Source organism: Streptomyces venezuelae (assembly GCF_008642275.1).
Taxonomy (GTDB): Bacteria; Actinomycetota; Actinomycetes; order Streptomycetales; family Streptomycetaceae; genus Streptomyces; species Streptomyces venezuelae_E.
This window is the reverse complement of sequence record NZ_CP029189.1, coordinates 6,069,479-6,084,790: the sequence shown is the minus strand read 5'-3', so window position 1 is coordinate 6,084,790 and position 15,312 is coordinate 6,069,479. Positions and strand designations below refer to the sequence as shown.

The window sequence follows — 15,312 nt, the reverse complement described above, 5'->3', positions numbered from 1 at the left end:
GATGAACAGACGGACAAGGTTGCTCCGTTACGGTCTCTTCACCGTGATCGCGGCCTTGACGGCCACGGTCCTGCCGCCGGCGACGGTGGCCGGTGCGGCCGATCCCTGCGGTCCCACCACGAACGCCATCGTGTGCGAGAACTCCAAGCCCGGTACGCCGATGGAGGACTGGTTCGCACCCAGCGCGTACGGCGACATCAAGGGCTTCCCGGCCCAGACGAGTGTCCAGCCCGGCGAAACCGTGCAGTTCAAGATCCAGTCGCCGACCCCGTACAAGGTCTCGGTCTACCGCCTCGGCCACTACGGCGGCACCGGGGCCCGCCTGCTGTCGACCGCGGCCCAGGCGGCCCAGACCTACCCGGCGAACTTCGCGCCGGGCGGCAACCCGCAGACCTGCGCCAAGAAGGCCGCCACCGGGCTGGTCGACTGCGGGAACTGGCCCGTCACCGCGACCTGGACGGTACCGGCCGACGCCGTGTCCGGGCTCTACGTGGTCAACTTCGACCAGGCGGACGGCAACGGTGTGATGCCGTACCCCTTCGTCGTCCGCAACGACGCCAGTCACTCCGACATCGTCGTGCAGACCAGTGACCAGACCTGGCAGGCGTACAACAACTACGGCGGCCAGGACCTGTACGACGGCGGCGGCCCCGCCCCGGACGGGCGGGCGTACGAGGTCAGCTACAACCGGCCCATGGACATCGGCGGGGACAACGGGATCTACGGTTCCGAGTTCCAGATGGTCTCCTGGCTGGAGCGCAACGGCTACGACGTGAGCTACATGTCCGGCATCGACATGTCGCTCCGCGGCGGGACGCTGCTGCAGAACCACAAGGTGTTCATGTCCTCCGGGCACGACGAGTACTGGACCCAGGACCAGTTCACCAACGCGCTGAACGCGCGCCGGGCCGGGGTCCACCAGACGTACTTCAGCGGCAACGAGGTCTTCTGGAAGACCCGGCTGGCGCCGAGCATCGACGGCGCCAACACCGCCAACCGGACCCTGGTCTCGTACAAGGAGACCAAGCTGTCCTTCCCCCAGCCGAACGGCATCCCCGACCCGAGCGGGATCTGGACGGGCACCTTCATGGACCCGGCCAGCGCCACGAACGGACGGCCCTTCCAGCCGCAGAACCAGCTGACGGGCTCGATGTTCAGCGTCAACGGCTACCGCAGCGACGCGATCACGGTGCCCGGCACCTTCGCCAAGCAGCGGCTGTGGCGGGGCACCTCGGTCGCGAACCTCACCCCCTCGCAGACGGCCACCTTCCCGCAGGGCACGCTCGGCTACGAGTGGGACAGCGACGTGGAGAACGCCAGCCGGCCGGCCGGGCAGATCACCATGTCCTCCACCACGGTGGACATCGAGGACGGCAAGCTCCTCAAGGACTACGGCAACACCTACGGGAACGGCACCGCGACCCACAGCCTGGTGGCCTTCCGCGACCAGACCTCGCACGCGCTGGTCTTCGGCGCGGGCACCGTGCAGTGGTCCTGGGGCCTGACCAACATGCCCACGGGCAACCCGGACGACGCCGTGGTCACCGCGGACAAGCGGATGCAGCAGGCCACGGTGAACGTCTTCGCCGACATGGGCGTCCAGCCCAAGTCCCTGCAGAGCGACCTGGTCGCCGCCAGCGCCTCCACGGACACCGTGGGCCCGGGCGTGACGGTGACCAGCCCGGCGGCCAACGCCACCGTGCCGGCCCTGCGGCCCGTGACCATCACGGGCACGGCCACCGACACCGGCGGCGGCGTGGTCGCCCGTACGGAGGTCTCCACCGACGGCGGTACGACCTGGAAGGCCACCACCGGCCTCGGCTCCTGGAGCTACAAGTGGACCCCGACCGCTCCGGGCGCCGCGCAGATCAAGGTGCGCGCGGTGGACGACAGCGTCAACATCGGCGCGACCACCACGGTGGCGCTGACGGTGGGGCCCCAGCAGTGCCCCTGCACCGTCTGGCCCGCCGCGGCCGTGCCGGGCACCGTCAACGCCGGTGACGGCAGCGCCGTCGAACTCGGTGTGAAGATCCGCTCCTCGGCGGCCGGTTCGATCACCGGTGTCCGGTTCTACAAGTCCCCCGCCAACACCGGCACCCACACCGGCAGCCTCTGGAGCAGCACCGGCCAGCGTCTGGCCACCGGCACCTTCACCAACGAGACGGCCTCGGGCTGGCAGCAGCTGAACTTCGCCACCCCGGTCCCGGTGAAGGCGAACACCACCTACGTCGCCTCCTACTTCGCCCCGCACGGCGGCTACTCCTTCGACACCACCTTCGCCTCCGGCGAGGCGGGCCTGGCTCCGCTCACCGCGCTCAAGAGCGGCACCGACGGCGGCAACGGCGTCTACCGCTACAGCGCCACGGGCGGGTTCCCGTCCACCGCCTCGTCCGGCAGCAACTACTGGGTGGACGCGGTCCTGGACACCTCCACCGCGAGCACGACCCCGCCCACCGTCACCGCGACCTCGCCGCAGTCCGCGGCGACCGGCACCCAGATCACGGCCGCCGTGTCGGCCACCTTCAGCAACGCCGTCGACGCGGACACCCTGGTGTTCTCCGTGAAGGACTCCGGCGGCGCCACCGTCCCGGGCACCAAGGTGCTGAGCGCGTCGAACAGCGCGACCTTCACCCCGTCCTCCGAACTGGCCCTGAACTCGACCTACACGGCATCCGTCCAGGCCTCCGACCTGTGGGGCAACACCATGGCCGCGCCGGTCACGTGGAACTTCACCACCAGCGCGAGCCCGCCGACCGTCAACTGCCCGTGCACGCTGTGGAACGGCACCACGACACCGAGCACCGCCAACGTGGGTGACGACGCCAACTCCGTCGAGCTGGGCACCCGTTTCCAGTCCGCGGTGAACGGCTACATCACCGGTGTCACCTTCTACAAGGGCCCCGGCAACACCGGTACGCACACCGGCAGCCTGTGGTCCGCCTCCGGCACCCTGCTGGCCACCGGCACCTTCGGCAGCGAGACGGTGACGGGCTGGCAGCAGCTGCAGTTCGCCACGCCGGTGCCGATCACGGCGGGCACCACGTACGTGGCGTCCTACCACGCGCCGAACGGCAACTACTCGGTGGACGGCGGGTACTTCACCGGCGCGCACCGCTCGTATCCGCTGGTGGCCCCGGCCGACACGGCGGGCAGCGCCAACGGGCTCTACAAGTACGGGGCGGCCACCGCCTTCCCGGCGAACACCTTCGGCTCGGTGAACTACTGGGTCGGGCCGATCTTCACCACCACCGCGCCGCCCGCCCTGCAGGAGGGGCTGTCCACGGAGGTGAGCGGGCAGTGAGCACGGTCAGCGTGGTGATCCCCTGCTACAAGTACGGCCACTTCCTGGCGGACTGCGTCAAGAGCGTGCTGGACGAGCAGGAGGGCGTCGACGTACGGGTACTGATCATCGACGACGCCTCGCCCGACGACTCCGCGGACGTCGCCCGCGCGCTGGCGGCCGCCGACCCGCGGATCGAGGTACGGGTCCACGAGACCAACAAGGGGCACATCGCCACCTACAACGAGGGCCTGCTGGAGTGGGCCGACGGGGACTACGTGGCCCTGCTGTCGGCCGACGACCGGCTGGTGCCCGGGGCCCTGGTGCGGGCGGCGGCCCTGCTCGACGCGCATCCGGAGGCGGGTTTCGCCTACGGCAGGCCGTTGCGCTTCCGGCACGGCGGGCCGCTTCCCGCGGCCCGCACCCACAGCACGGGGTCGGTCGTCTACCCCGGACGGTGGTGGCTGGACCGGCGGTTCCGGGAGGGCACCGGATGCATCACCTCACCCGAGGTGGTGGTCCGCACCAGCCTCCAGCGCAAGGTCGGGGGCTACGATCCGCAGCTGCCGCACGCCGGCGACATCGAGATGTGGATGCGGCTCGCGGCGCACGCCGACGTGGGCTACGTCCAGGGGGCCGACCAGGCCTTCTACCGGGTCCACGGCGACAACATGTCCACCACGGACTTCGGCGGCCAGCTCGACGACCTGCGCCAGCGCCTCGTCGCCTTCGACTCGGTGCTCGACAAGTGCTCCGGGCTGCTGCCCGGGGCCGACCGGCTGGCGCTGGCGGCGCGCACCCGGCTCGCCCGGTACGCGCTGCGGCGCGCCTACCGGGCGTACGACCGGGGACGCACCGCGGTGGTACCGGTCGACGAGCTCGTGGAGTTCGCGGCCGAGTGCCTGCCCGGGGACTACACGAGGCTGGGCGAGTACCGGGCGCTGATGCGGCGCCGCCGCATCGGGGCGCGCGCCATGCCGTACCTCCAGCCGCTCGTGCTCTCGGCCGTGGCCGACCGGGGGCGCGAGTGGCTGTGGTGGCGGTCCTGGAAGCGTCGAGGGATCTGATGGCGCGAACGCCGTGTTCAGCGGGTCGCCCCGGCGAGGGCGGCCCGCTCGGGCTCCTCGGCCCGGACCACCGGACCGGCGCCGGGGGCGGCCTCGTGCCGCTGCCGGCGCCGGCTCCGGCGTGTCAGGATCCGGTCGGTCCACAGCGCCGCCACCACGCCGCCGACCCCGCCCAGCAGGGCCGCCCCGGCGAGGCCCCGGCTCTTGTTGCCGGTCTGCACCGCCGAGGTGGGCGGCACCAGGAGCGTCACGCTCATCCGCGCGGAGTCCGGGACGCCCTGCTGTGTCTGCATGTCCGTCAGGTGCTTCGTGTAGATCTCGATGATCTTGCGGACCGCCGCGTCGGCGGCACCCGGTTCGGCCTGCTCCGCCTGGATCTGGAGCGAGGGGATCAGGAAGCGGGGGGTGACGCTGGTGCCGCTGTTCCGCGGGATCAGCCGGTAGGTGCCTCGCACCCCCGCGGCGCGCAGTTCCCCGGCCCCCTCGGGCGAGGCCAGCTGCTGCACGGCGGCGTAGGAGACGGCGGCGAGCGGCGGCTGCAGATTGGCCAGCTGGTTGGGCTGGTTGTCCGTCACCGGCGGCTTGAGCACGACGATCGCCGTGCTCAGGTACGTCTGCGTGGGGTGCAGCACCTGCACGGCTCCGGCGGCCGCGAGCACCGCGGCCACGATCAGGACGTACCAGCGCCGACGCAGCGCACGGATCAACTCACCAGGCGACACAGGGATTCCTTCCGTTGTGACCGATCTTTCCAGGACACGGGTAGGTCCGCCATCAATTGCCGCTTGCTCGGGGGGTGTTCGTGAGTATCGGTGAGATCCTCGCGGTGCTCCGGCGCCGCTGGTACGTGATGGTGCCGCTGACGCTGATCAGTCTGCTCGCGGGGGCGCACCTGTACCGTTCGGTGCCGGTGGCCTACCAGTCGCAGAGCTCGGTGGCGCTGCTCGACTCGACGGCGGTGGCGGAACTGGCGCCGGCCTTCGGCAATCCCATCTCGAACGCCGGCGGTTCGCTGGTGGTCACCGCGGACGTGCTGATCAGGACGCTGTCGGGGACGGACGCGGCGCGGGACCTGCAGGGCATCGGGGTGACCGATCCCTACACGGTCGGGTTCGCCGCGAACACCTCGGGCCCGATGCTGACGCTGACCGTCACGGGGACCGACCGGGCGAACGTGCTGGAGGAGACCAACAAGCTGACCGCCTTCGCCGGGGAGACGCTCAACGCGCTCCAGGCGGCGGCCAAGGTGAAGCCCGCGTACATGGTGCAGACGGCTCCCGTGGTGCTGCCGCAGACCCCGGTGCCGCAGATGAAGAGCCGCTACCAGCAGGTGCTGGGCGTCGTCATCGTGGGCACCACCTCCGCGTTCGTGCTGTCCTTCCTGACGGACAGCCTGCTGGCGGCGCTCCGCCGCAGGCGCGCGGCCGGGGCCGCGCCGGCCCGGGGGCGCGGGCGCCGCAAGCCGTGGGGGCGACAGCTGGACGCGACCGCCCTGCTGAGCGGCTATCTGGCGCTGGCCTTCTTCATCCCCTCGAACCTGACCCTGCCGGGGATGGGCGGGGTGGGCACGCCGGCCAACGTGTTCGCGCTGCTGTGCCTGTTCTGGTACCTGGCCGCGTGGATCACCGGGCGGATCCGGCCCGCCCCGGGCACCCGGCTGCCGCGGGTGGTGATGTGCCTGCTGGCCTTCTCGGTGCTGGCCTCGTACCTCGCGAACGCGATGCGCGGCAGCTCGCACAAGGAGGTGCTGGCGGCGGACCGCGGGCTGATCGGGCTGCTCGTCTGGGTGTCCCTCGTGGTGCTGGTGTCCGCGGGGATCCAGGACCGTGAGCGCCTGGACGTGCTGCTGCGCCGGGCCGTGGTGATGGGGTCGGTGGTGGCCGCCATCGGCTTCTACGACTTCTTCACCGCGACGAACGTCGCCGACAGCATCACCATCCCCGGCCTGCAGTCCAGCGTCGCCCAGATCACCACCCTGGACCGGGGTTCCTTCACCCGGCCGCGGTCCACGACGGCGCAGCCACTGGAGTTCGGCGGAATGCTCGCCATCATGCTGCCCTTCGCCGTGCAGCAGGCCTTCGATCCGGTACGCCGGCACCTGCGCGCGTGGCGCCGCTGGGGGCCGGTGGTGCTGATGGGCGGGGCGCTGCCGCTGACGGTGTCGCGCACCTCCATCATCGGGGCGCTCATCGTGATCCTGGTGATGGTGCTGCGCTGGAAGCCGGAGCGCCGGTGGGCCGCGATCGGTCTGCTGATGGGCTCGGTGGCCTGCTTCAAGGTGGTCATCCCGGGGTTGATCGGCACCATCACGGCGCTCTTCGCCTCCTTCGTGTCGAACTCCGACAGCAGCACCCAGGCCCGCACTGTCAAGTACAGCGCGATCGTCCCCTACCTCAGCGAACGGCCCCTGTTCGGAAGGGGCTTCGGAACCTTCCTGCCCGAACTGTTCTTCTTCACCGACAACCAGTACATGCTCACCCTGGCGGAGATGGGCCTCGTGGGGCTGCTCGCCCTGCTGGTCCTGCTCTTCACCGGGATCCACCAGGGCGGTGCCATCCGCCGGCTGGCCCGTACCGAGTCCGACCGGGAGCTGGGGCAGGCCTTCTTCGCCTCCGCGCTGGTCTCCCTGGTCATCGCCGCCACCTTCGACGCCCTCAGCTTCCCGATGTTCGCCGGGGTGTTCTTCCTGACGATCGCCGCCGGAGGCAGCTACCTCGGGTTCATCCGGCGTACGGCGCCGGAGCCCGCAACCGTGGAGTCCCCATGCAGTCCATCCAGCCCGCAGCCCGCCGACCGGAGCCGGGTGCCGGCCCTGTAGCGGTCCTCGTCGTCACCTGGAACAGTGCCGGGGTGCTCCCGGAGTTCCTGGCCTCGCTGCCCGAGGGCATGGCGGGGCTCGACTGGCGCCTGGTCGTCGCCGACAACGACTCGGCCGACGGCACCGTGGAGCTGGTCCGGTCCCTGGCGCCGGACGCGACGGTCGTCCAGACCGGCCGCAACGCCGGATACGCGGCCGGGGTGAACGCCGCGCTGGCGGCCGCCGCCGCAGGGGAGGGCGGCTTCCGGGCGGCCCTGGTCTGCAATCCGGACGTCCGGATGCGCCGGGGCTGCGCCAAGGTGCTCGTCGACGCGCTGGGCAGCGCAGCGCCCGGCGGCGGCCGGGTCGGGATCAGCGTCCCGCTGCTGTACGAGGAGGACGGCCGTACGCTGCTGCTCTCGCTGCGCCGGGAGTCGCAGGTGACCCGGGCACTCGGCGAGGCGGTGCTGGGCAACCGCCGGGCGGGGCGGTTCCCGCGCTGGAGCGAACTGGTGACCGACCCGTCCGCGTACGGGCGGGCCACGGTCGCGGACTGGGCGACGGGCGCGCTGATGGCCCTGTCCGGGGAGTGCCTGGAGGCGTGCGGGGACTGGGACGAGTCCTTCTTCCTGTACTCGGAGGAGACCGAGTACTGCCTGCGGGCCCGGGACCTCGGCTTCGTCACCCGCCTGGAGCCCGCGGCCACGGCCACCCATCTCGGCGGGGACTCGCAGGTGTCGCCCCGGCTGTGGACCCTGCTGACGCTCAACCGGGTCCGGCTCTACGGGCGCCGGCACGGGGCGGCGGCGACCGCCGCGTTCCGGGCGGCCGTGCTCCTTCGGGAGACCTCCCGTGCGGTGCTGGGCCGGCCCGCGAGCCTGGCGGCCGCGAAGGCCCTGGCCAGCCCTTCCGCCCTGCGGGCCACGCCGGGGCCGTGACACGGCGTTCCGTACGCCCGGGGTGACGCGCCCCGGGCGTACGGAACGCCGTGTCCCCGGCCTCAGTCGACCGTGACGCGCAGGTTGGCCAGCAGGGTGGCGCCGTCGGGGGTGGTGGCCAGGATCCGGCCTGAGCGGTGCCAGTGGGTGACCGCGCCGGCGTGCCGGCGGATGCCCGGGGGGTGTGCGTCGGCCTGCGGGTGGAACACGGTGGCGGTGGGCGCGGAGGCCGCGCCCGCGCCGGTGTGGAGGAGGACTCCCGTGCCGTCCGGGCCGGGCACCGCGAGCGCCCAGTGGTCGCCGTCGGCGATCGGCCCCGCCGGCGCGAGACCCTCGACGCTCGGAGCAGCACCGGTCCGGGCGATCGGGCGCTCGGTGATCCAGTGCAGATCGGTCCGGCCCGGGCGCCCGGCCCCGGGCCCGTCTTCCGGCCCGTCCGCCGGTTGCGGGTCGACGGCGAGCAGGCTGCCGGAGGCGAGCACGGCGAAGCGGCCGGGGTGGAAGGCCTCCTGCCGGGTGCGGGAGCGCAGCTCCCAGCCGGGCAGGTCCCAGCGCCAGAGCTCGATGACCGAGGTGCCGTCGGGGAGCGGCGACGCCACGACGCCCGTGCATCCGGCGGGCGTTCGGGCGAGCCGTCCGATGAGCCGCTCGCCGCCGCCGAGTTCGCGCCAGACCACGGTGGGCCGGGGCGCGAGGGTGTCCAGCACCGTGATGCCGTCGGCGTCGGCCGTGATCAGGTGCCGTCCGTCGAAGGACGGGACGATCTGCTGTGCGCTCAGCGTCGTCCAGGGCCGGACCGAGCGGGTGGCGAGGTCGAGCCGGGAGACCTCCCGGACCTGGCCGTAGTCGGCCAAGAGCAGCGCCGCGCCGCCGTGGTCGGCGAGTACCAGCTGGGCGGCGGGCACGTCCCAGCGGGCCTTGGTGCGGCCGTCGGCGGTGAGCAGCCGGACGCCCGCCTGGCCGCAGGCGACCAGGACGGCGCCGGAGCCGAGCAGCGCCGCGTCCAGCACCGGCAGCGTGCCGGGCCGGTCTGCGGAGGTGTGCGCCGCGGTGTGCGCGACGGGGGCCGCGCGGTGCGGCTTGGCCAGGTCGGCGGCGACCAGCGGGTCGGCCCGCTTCAGCAGCTTCTGGTGTCGGGCCCCCGCTTCGCGGTCGGCGAGGGCGCCGCCGAAGCCGCCGTCCCGGACGACCGCGCGGGCCGCCGCGGTGGCGAGTTCACGGTCCGCCGCCGGGTCGGCGGCCGGGAGTTCGGCCAGTGCCGCGGCCAGCGCCGACCGTCCGGTGGTGGCCGGGTCCCCGTCGCTGTCGAGGACGGCCAGGGCGAGCGCCCTGGTCGACTCCCCGGCGCCGAGCGCCAGCAGGTACGGCAGCGCCCGGCTCCGGGTCGGCCCGCCGAGCGCGACCGCGTCACGCAGGTCGGCGACGGCCGAGGGGCGCAGCGCCTCGTCCGCCCAGAGCACCTCGGCGGCGCCCAGACGGTCGCCGGCCTCCCTGCGGTGCTCGGCCCAGGCGGCGCGCAGTTCACGGGCGGACGCCTGGTCGTCGGCCGCGAGGCGCTCCACGGCAGGGGCGAACGCGGCCCGCCGGTAGGCCGTCCGGACGGCCCGTTCGCGTTCGCCGGCCTGCCACCAGAGCCGGACCACGAGGTCCGCGGCGAGGTCGCGGCCCTCCGCCAGCTCGGCCGCCTGTCGGATGCGGCGGTGCCGGAGCAGCAGCGCGACCGCCTCGGCCGGGGCGTCACGCAGGTCGGCGAGGACGAACGCGGCCTCGTCGATTCGGCCCTCGCGCTCCAGGCTCTCGGCGGCCCGCTGGTAGAGCGCGGTGAGGTGTTGGTGGACGGTGGCGCCGGAGAGGGGGGAGGCGGCGCCGGAACCCCCGGCCTCGGGCGTGGGGCGCAGGGCGCCCTGGTAGCGGCGGGGCAGGCCGAGGGCGAGCCAGGGTTTCTGCTCGGACGGCCGGCCGCCGGTCAGCCGGATCGCGTCGCGCAGGGCGTCCTCCCAGCGGCGCTGCTCGAACGCCGTGGTCAGTTCACGCAGGTAGCGGGCGTGCCGGCCCTGCACCAGCGGGCCGGCCGTACGCATCGTCAGACGGGCCAGGAGAGCCTTGAACACCGGGCGGCGGGCGCGGGAGCGCGACCGGCCGGGCTCCGGTCGCGCGGCGGAAGCGCCGGTACCGGCTCCGGTGGCGGAGCCTTCCGGGCCCGCCGCGGCACCTCCGTGGGCCGTGCGGAAGCGGGCGACCGCGGGGCCGACGACGAACGCGAGCAGCAGCACGCCGACATGGAGGGCGCTGCCCTGTGACGCGACGACGAGGAGGAGGGGCAGCACCACCAGGAGGACGACGGCGGCGAAGGCGAGCGGGCCGGACCCGGACGGCGTACGCGGCCACTGCCACCCCGCGAACGGCGCCGGCCGGTTACGGCGGCCGGCCGGGGCGTCCTCGGTGAGCCGGCGGGCCCGCTCCGTCCTGGGCGGGATGCCCGCGGCCGCGCGCAGGTCGGTCCTCGGTCGCTGCGGCAGGGACTCCACGACGGGTTCGGCCTCGGGCTCGGCGGCTCCGACCGGTCGCGGGCGGTGGAGCGTGAGTCCGGACAGGTCGAGCCACCCGGCCGGGTCCAGGTCGGTGAGCGAGGCGATGCGGTGGACGGCCGTCACGCCGCCCGCGCCCAACGCGAGCTGTCCGGCAGCCGCGGCGCCGGCGTCGGCTCCGACGGCGGCGTGTGCGCCACGGTCCGTCCGGACGACGGGCAGTCCGGGGGCTCGGTCGGCACGGATCTCCACGGGTGCGGCCAGCATGTACAGCCAGCGTCCGTCGGGCAGCCGGCGCAGTTCCGCGCCGTCCTGCCAGGAGGCGAGGGCACGTTCGGCGGCCTCGGCCGGGCCGATCACGGGCACGTCGAGGACGAACGCGGTGGCCGTGACGGTGGCGCGGAACGCCGCGCCCTGGGTGGCGCTCACTCGGTGCCCCCGATCAGGAAGTGGATGCCGCCGGTGTTGGCGTCGCCGACCACGATCCGGCCCGGCCGGGTCTCGGCGGCGATCAGCGGCATGGAGGGGTGCACGGCCGGCGGGGCGGAGCCACCGGAGAGGCGGGTCAGGGTCCGCACCCCGTCGGCGCGCACGCCGCGCACCACGAGGCCGCTGCGGCTGACGGTGATCAGGACGGGCTGCTTCTCGTCGTGGACGAGGCCGATCACGTCGGCGTTCTCGCGGAAGGAGATGCGGCTCTCCTCCCCCTGCCCGGTCCGCACCCGCCAGGTCCGGCCGTCCTGCGACCAGGCCTGGGAACCACCGCCGTGCAGGAAGTGGCGGGCGTCGCGGGCCGCCTCGTGAAGCGGTCGGCCGTCGAGCAGCCGCGGTTCGCGGAACCGGTTGAAGTGCGGCCGCTCGTGCGCTCCGCGGCCGAGCTCGCCGCCGTCGCTGACGCTGCCGTCGGGGGCGATCCGCCACCAGCGGCCGGCCAGCGGCAGCAGCAGGCCGGTGCCGTCGCGCAGCAGCGGCAGCACCGGGCGGGCGAACAGTTCCTCCGGCACGGCGCCTCCGGGGCCGGCCCCGAAGGCGGCGAGGTCGGCGGTGTACCCGCCGCGCTCGCCGAACGGCCGGCCGCTGACGTACGGGACGAGCGCGCCGCCCCGGACGTACAGGGCGATCAGGCGACGGCCGATCCGGCCGGCGGCGACCACCGGCCCGGGCAGGTCGTGGCGGCGCGCCCGGACGGTGGTGGTGATGCGGGCGTCGCTGTTCGGCAGGTTGGCGGCGAACAGGGTGGTGGCCCGCCGGCCCCGGGCGAGCAGGGTGCGGGCGTCGGTGGTGAAGGCGGGCAGCGCCCAGCCGGCCGATTCCCCCGCGTCTGCGGCCTGCTGTGCGACGGTGCCGCGGTCGGCCCGGCGGAACTCCGCTCCGCGCAGCGTTCGTACGGCGATCTCGCTCGCGGGCAGCGGGAGTTCGGCGGTCGTTCCGTCGAGCCGGACGACGACGTGCCCGGCGCCGTCGGCGGACCAGCGGGCGGGTTCGCTCGTCAGGACTCCGGTACGCGCGGGGAGCTGGTCGGCGAGGCGTGGCGAGGTCAGCAGCCAGGCCTGGTCGGCGGCGTCCAGGCCGGCCAGGGCGTCCTGGACGTCCGAGGGCGTCGGGTCGGCCGGCCGCCGTGCGGCCAGCCAGGCCGGCAGCAGCTCGGTGAGGTCTCCTGTGAGCCGGCATCCGGTCGGGTCGCCGAGGACGACGACGACCAGTTCGGTGCCGCGCGCGGCCGCGCGCCGGTGCAGGACGAGGAGCGCGGCGAGCTGGACCAGCCGGCCCGCGCCGGCCTGGGTGGGGCCGGTGTCGACCAGGGCGGCGATCCTGCCGCGGACCGCCGGGGTATGGAACTCAGGGGCCAGGTGGAGCAGTTCGCCGTCGACGTAGCGGCGCAGGAACTCCTCCGGGTGCTCGTCGGCGAGCAGCCATTCGGACGGCAGCAGCCGGTCCGGGCGGCCGGAGCGGGCGAGGCCGCCGAGGCCGTCGGGGTCGCCGAGCACGTCGGCGACGGGCTCGCGCTCGCCGACCATGGCGTCCAGGCGGCGCAGCAACGGGCCGAAGGCGACGGCGAGTTGGGGGGTGACGGCCGAGAGGGTGCCGGCCCACGGGGCGAGGGCGGCGGGCAGGCGGGTGGTCGTCATCGGGTGTCGCCCCCGGCTCCGTTCGGGCCGGGGCCCTCCGGCCGGATGAAGGCGTCCAGCGCGGCCGGGGAGGTGACCGGCGCGGGCGGATCGGCGACCAGCGCACGGCCCGGGACGAGGACGCAGAGCCGGCCCTCGGTCGCGCCGAGGGCCTGGCGCCAGAGTGCGGCGGCGGGCGCGGGCCGGGCGGTGGTGGGGACCAGCAGGCCGGCGTCGCGGCCCAGGTAGCGGGCGCCTTCGGCCCACGGCAGGTCGTCTTCCGTGCCGAGGACGAGCAGCGCGCGGTCGGCGGCCGGCAGGCGCGGACCGTCGTCGGCGAGCACGCCGAGCCGGGCGCCGTCACGGATCCGTTCCAGGGCGGCTGCGGCGAGGCCCGGCACCGCGTCGCCGACCGCGAGGACGGCGGCGGCCGCGAGCGGGGGCTCGCGGCGCTCCCACCGGAGCGGGAAGGACGGCGCGGGGGCGGGCGGGGCAGGCTGGGCGGCGGTCACGAGGGGACGACCGCCGCGACCAGCTCGGCCCGTATCCCGGCCAGCGCGACCGGCAGGTCGGCCGGTTCGAAGCCCGCGTCGATCTCCCGCAGCGCGGCTTCCAGCCGCAGGCGCGAGTCACGTCCCTCGGGGAGGGTACGGTGCTCCGCGAGCAGGGCCGTGCCGGCGCGGACCAGCCGCTCGGCACGCGCGGCGGTGCTGCGGGACAGCTCTTCGGCGGCGTGCGCGAGGCTGCGGTTGGCGGCCTTGTCGACCAGGTCGGCGAGGATGTCGCGGGCCAGCGCCTGGGTGTCCGCGGTGGGGGCGATCAGCGGCAGCACCCACAGGTCGCGCGCGGACGCGGTGGTCCGGCCGTCCAGCACGGCGGCGGCCGCGACCAGTTTCTGCGAGCGCACCGCCCGGCGGTCGCTGACCGGTACTCCGGCACCCCGCAGCCGGCGCAGCGCGGTACCGAGCAGCGGGGTGACCTCGTCGAGGTCGCAGGCGCGGGCGGCGTCGGCGAGCCGGTCGACGGCGGCGAGCAGGCCGCCGGGGCCGCCCGGACCCGCGGAGGTGTCCGCGGGGCGGCGGCCGGCCTCCAGCAGCTCCTCCAGCCGGGCGTCGGCCACCGGTTCGACGAAGACGCGGGCGAGGAAGCGGTCCGCGAAGGCCGCGAGGGCGGGGTCGTCGGGCAGGTGGTTGGCGGCGCCGACGCACACCCGCAGCGGGCTGTCGAGGACGGTGCGGCCGCGGCGGAAGACCCGTTCGTTGAGCAGGCCGAGCAGGGTGTTGAGCACGGCCGTGGATCCGAGGAACACCTCGTCCAGGAAGGCGATCTCGGCCTCGGGCAGCATCCCAGCGGTCTCGAACTCGACCCGGCCCTCGCGCAGGCCGCGCAGGTCGACGGGGCCGAACAGCTCGTTCGGTTCGGTGAACCGGCCGAGCAGGTACTCGAAGTAGCGGCCACCGAGCTGACCGGCCACACGGCGTACGGCCTCGGACTTGCCGGTGCCCGGCGCGCCGACGACCAGGAGGTGCTCACCGGCGACCGCGCAGAGCGTGACCACCTCGGCGACCGTCTCGCGGTCGATCAGGCCCCGGCCGGCGGCGGCCACGGCTGCGCCGACCACCTCGCTGTCCGCGGCGAGGGCGGACGGGCCGGGCGGGGCGGGGACGGTGTTCACGGCGATGCTGGTCTCGGTCACGAGCACCGGAGTCTACGGGGCCCGAATCCGCGCCCACCAGCGGGTTTCCACACCGCCGCGGGGGCCTACGAGCCGTCCCAGGCGGTCCAGAAGCTCTCCGGGTTGACCAGGTAGCGGACGGTCGCGCGGGGCAGGTGGCGTACCGCGTGCCGGCGGCCGTAGCGGCGGATCAGTTCCCAGTCCTCGCGGGGCAGTACCTCGGGGGTGCGGTGCAGCCGGCTGAAGTACAGGGACCGGTTGCGCCGTGCCACGAAGGCGTTGGTGTCCAGGAAGGCCTCGTGGGCGGCGCGGCGGCGGTCGAAGGGCACGGACAGGACGTCCCGGTCGGTGCCGTCGGGCAGCACCCTGCGCAGTGCGGTGTAGACGGCGTCGGGCCCGCCGGGTGCCTCCAGCGCGGCCAGGGCCTGCTCCAGGTGGTCGGGCTCCCAGAGGTTGTCGTCGTCGAGGAAGGCCACGTAGCGCGAGCGGGTCAGCCGGATCCCGACGTTGCGCACGACTCCGGCGGTCGCCGTGTTGCGGGCCAGGGACACCGCGAACAGGCGGGGGTCCGACGGCAGTTCGGGCACGCCCGCGCCGTCGTCGACGACGACGACCACCTGGTCGGTGACCGTCTGGGCGAGCGCGGAGCGGACCGCCGCGCGCAGTGCCCCGGGGCGCCGGTGGGTGGGGATGACGGTGGCGACCAGGGCGGTCGGGGGCTCGCCCAGGTCCGCGGCGAGGCGCTGGGTCTCGGCGTCCTCGAAGCGGCGCAGCCGCAGGGCGGAGGGGGCCAGGAGGACCTTGTTCCTGGTTTCGAAGAGCACCAGCCAGCCGAAGGTGCGCTTGAGCAGTTCCCAGGGGGCGCGGGCGATCCGGCGCATCATGTCCCGTCGGTCCTCTCGGTGGTCGGGGTGGCCAG

Annotated in this window: 10 protein-coding genes; 4 read left to right on the top strand and 6 right to left on the bottom strand. The window is 74.3% G+C overall.

Annotation, left to right across the window (positions count from 1 at the left end; translation table 11 throughout):
- Position 1 precedes the first annotated feature (1 nt).
- Together DEJ51_RS26930 and DEJ51_RS26925 are read left to right on the top strand one after the other, a co-directional pair.
- A complete protein-coding gene (locus DEJ51_RS26930; protein WP_150260174.1) occupies positions 2–3,301 on the top strand; it encodes a DUF4082 domain-containing protein in 3,300 nt (1,099 codons plus the stop codon).
- Positions 3,298–4,347 carry a glycosyltransferase gene (locus DEJ51_RS26925; RefSeq protein WP_150260173.1) on the top strand — a complete coding sequence of 350 codons (1,050 nt, stop codon included), beginning with the start codon at positions 3,298–3,300 and terminating at the stop codon, positions 4,345–4,347. Before DEJ51_RS26930 ends, DEJ51_RS26925 begins: the two co-directional genes overlap by 4 nt.
- A 17-nt stretch (positions 4,348–4,364) precedes the next feature.
- Here the strand turns inward: DEJ51_RS26925 and DEJ51_RS26920 are convergent, their stop codons facing one another.
- Complete coding sequence (locus tag DEJ51_RS26920; RefSeq protein WP_150260172.1) at positions 4,365–5,069, bottom strand: hypothetical protein; 705 nt, start codon at positions 5,067–5,069, stop codon at positions 4,365–4,367.
- 80 nt (positions 5,070–5,149) lie between these two features.
- On the opposite strand from DEJ51_RS26920, the gene DEJ51_RS26915 reads away from it, so the two are divergent.
- The gene (locus DEJ51_RS26915) at positions 5,150–7,165 is read left to right on the top strand and encodes an O-antigen ligase family protein (RefSeq protein WP_150260171.1); all 2,016 of its coding nucleotides are present in this window, start codon (positions 5,150–5,152) and stop codon (positions 7,163–7,165) included.
- Complete coding sequence (locus DEJ51_RS26910) at positions 7,111–8,082, top strand: glycosyltransferase (RefSeq protein WP_150260170.1); 972 nt, start codon at positions 7,111–7,113, stop codon at positions 8,080–8,082. Before DEJ51_RS26915 ends, DEJ51_RS26910 begins: the two co-directional genes overlap by 55 nt.
- Before the next feature lie 62 nt (positions 8,083–8,144).
- Here DEJ51_RS26910 and DEJ51_RS26905 read toward each other — a convergent pair whose 3' ends face one another.
- From DEJ51_RS26905 to DEJ51_RS26885, 5 genes are all read right to left on the bottom strand, one after another.
- Complete coding sequence (locus tag DEJ51_RS26905; RefSeq protein WP_150260169.1) at positions 8,145–11,039, bottom strand: bpX6 domain-containing protein; 2,895 nt, start codon at positions 11,037–11,039, stop codon at positions 8,145–8,147.
- On the bottom strand, positions 11,036–12,739 hold the full coding sequence (locus DEJ51_RS26900) for a hypothetical protein (protein WP_150260168.1): 1,704 nt from the start codon (positions 12,737–12,739) through the stop codon (positions 11,036–11,038). The genes DEJ51_RS26905 and DEJ51_RS26900 overlap by 4 nt, the downstream gene beginning before the upstream one ends.
- Positions 12,736–13,230, bottom strand: a complete 495-nt coding sequence (locus DEJ51_RS26895) for a hypothetical protein (RefSeq protein ID WP_150260167.1) — start codon at positions 13,228–13,230, stop codon at positions 12,736–12,738. The genes DEJ51_RS26900 and DEJ51_RS26895 overlap by 4 nt, the downstream gene beginning before the upstream one ends.
- A complete protein-coding gene (locus DEJ51_RS26890; RefSeq protein ID WP_223835977.1) occupies positions 13,227–14,414 on the bottom strand; it encodes an AAA family ATPase in 1,188 nt (395 codons plus the stop codon). Before DEJ51_RS26890 ends, DEJ51_RS26895 begins: the two co-directional genes overlap by 4 nt.
- A 65-nt stretch (positions 14,415–14,479) precedes the next feature.
- Positions 14,480–15,277 (bottom strand): glycosyltransferase family 2 protein, encoded by a 798-nt coding sequence (locus tag DEJ51_RS26885; protein ID WP_223835976.1) that lies wholly within the window; start codon positions 15,275–15,277, stop codon positions 14,480–14,482.
- Positions 15,278–15,312 lie beyond the last annotated feature (35 nt).

Coding starts and splice junctions, on each gene's coding strand:
- DEJ51_RS26930 (WP_150260174.1), top strand. CDS start 2: ATGAACAGACGGACAAGGTTGCTCCGTTACGGTCTCTTCACCGTGATC.
- DEJ51_RS26910 (WP_150260170.1), top strand. CDS start 7,111: ATGCAGTCCATCCAGCCCGCAGCCCGCCGACCGGAGCCGGGTGCCGGC.
- DEJ51_RS26900 (WP_150260168.1), bottom strand. CDS start 12,739: ATGACGACCACCCGCCTGCCCGCCGCCCTCGCCCCGTGGGCCGGCACC.
- DEJ51_RS26885 (WP_223835976.1), bottom strand. CDS start 15,277: ATGATGCGCCGGATCGCCCGCGCCCCCTGGGAACTGCTCAAGCGCACC.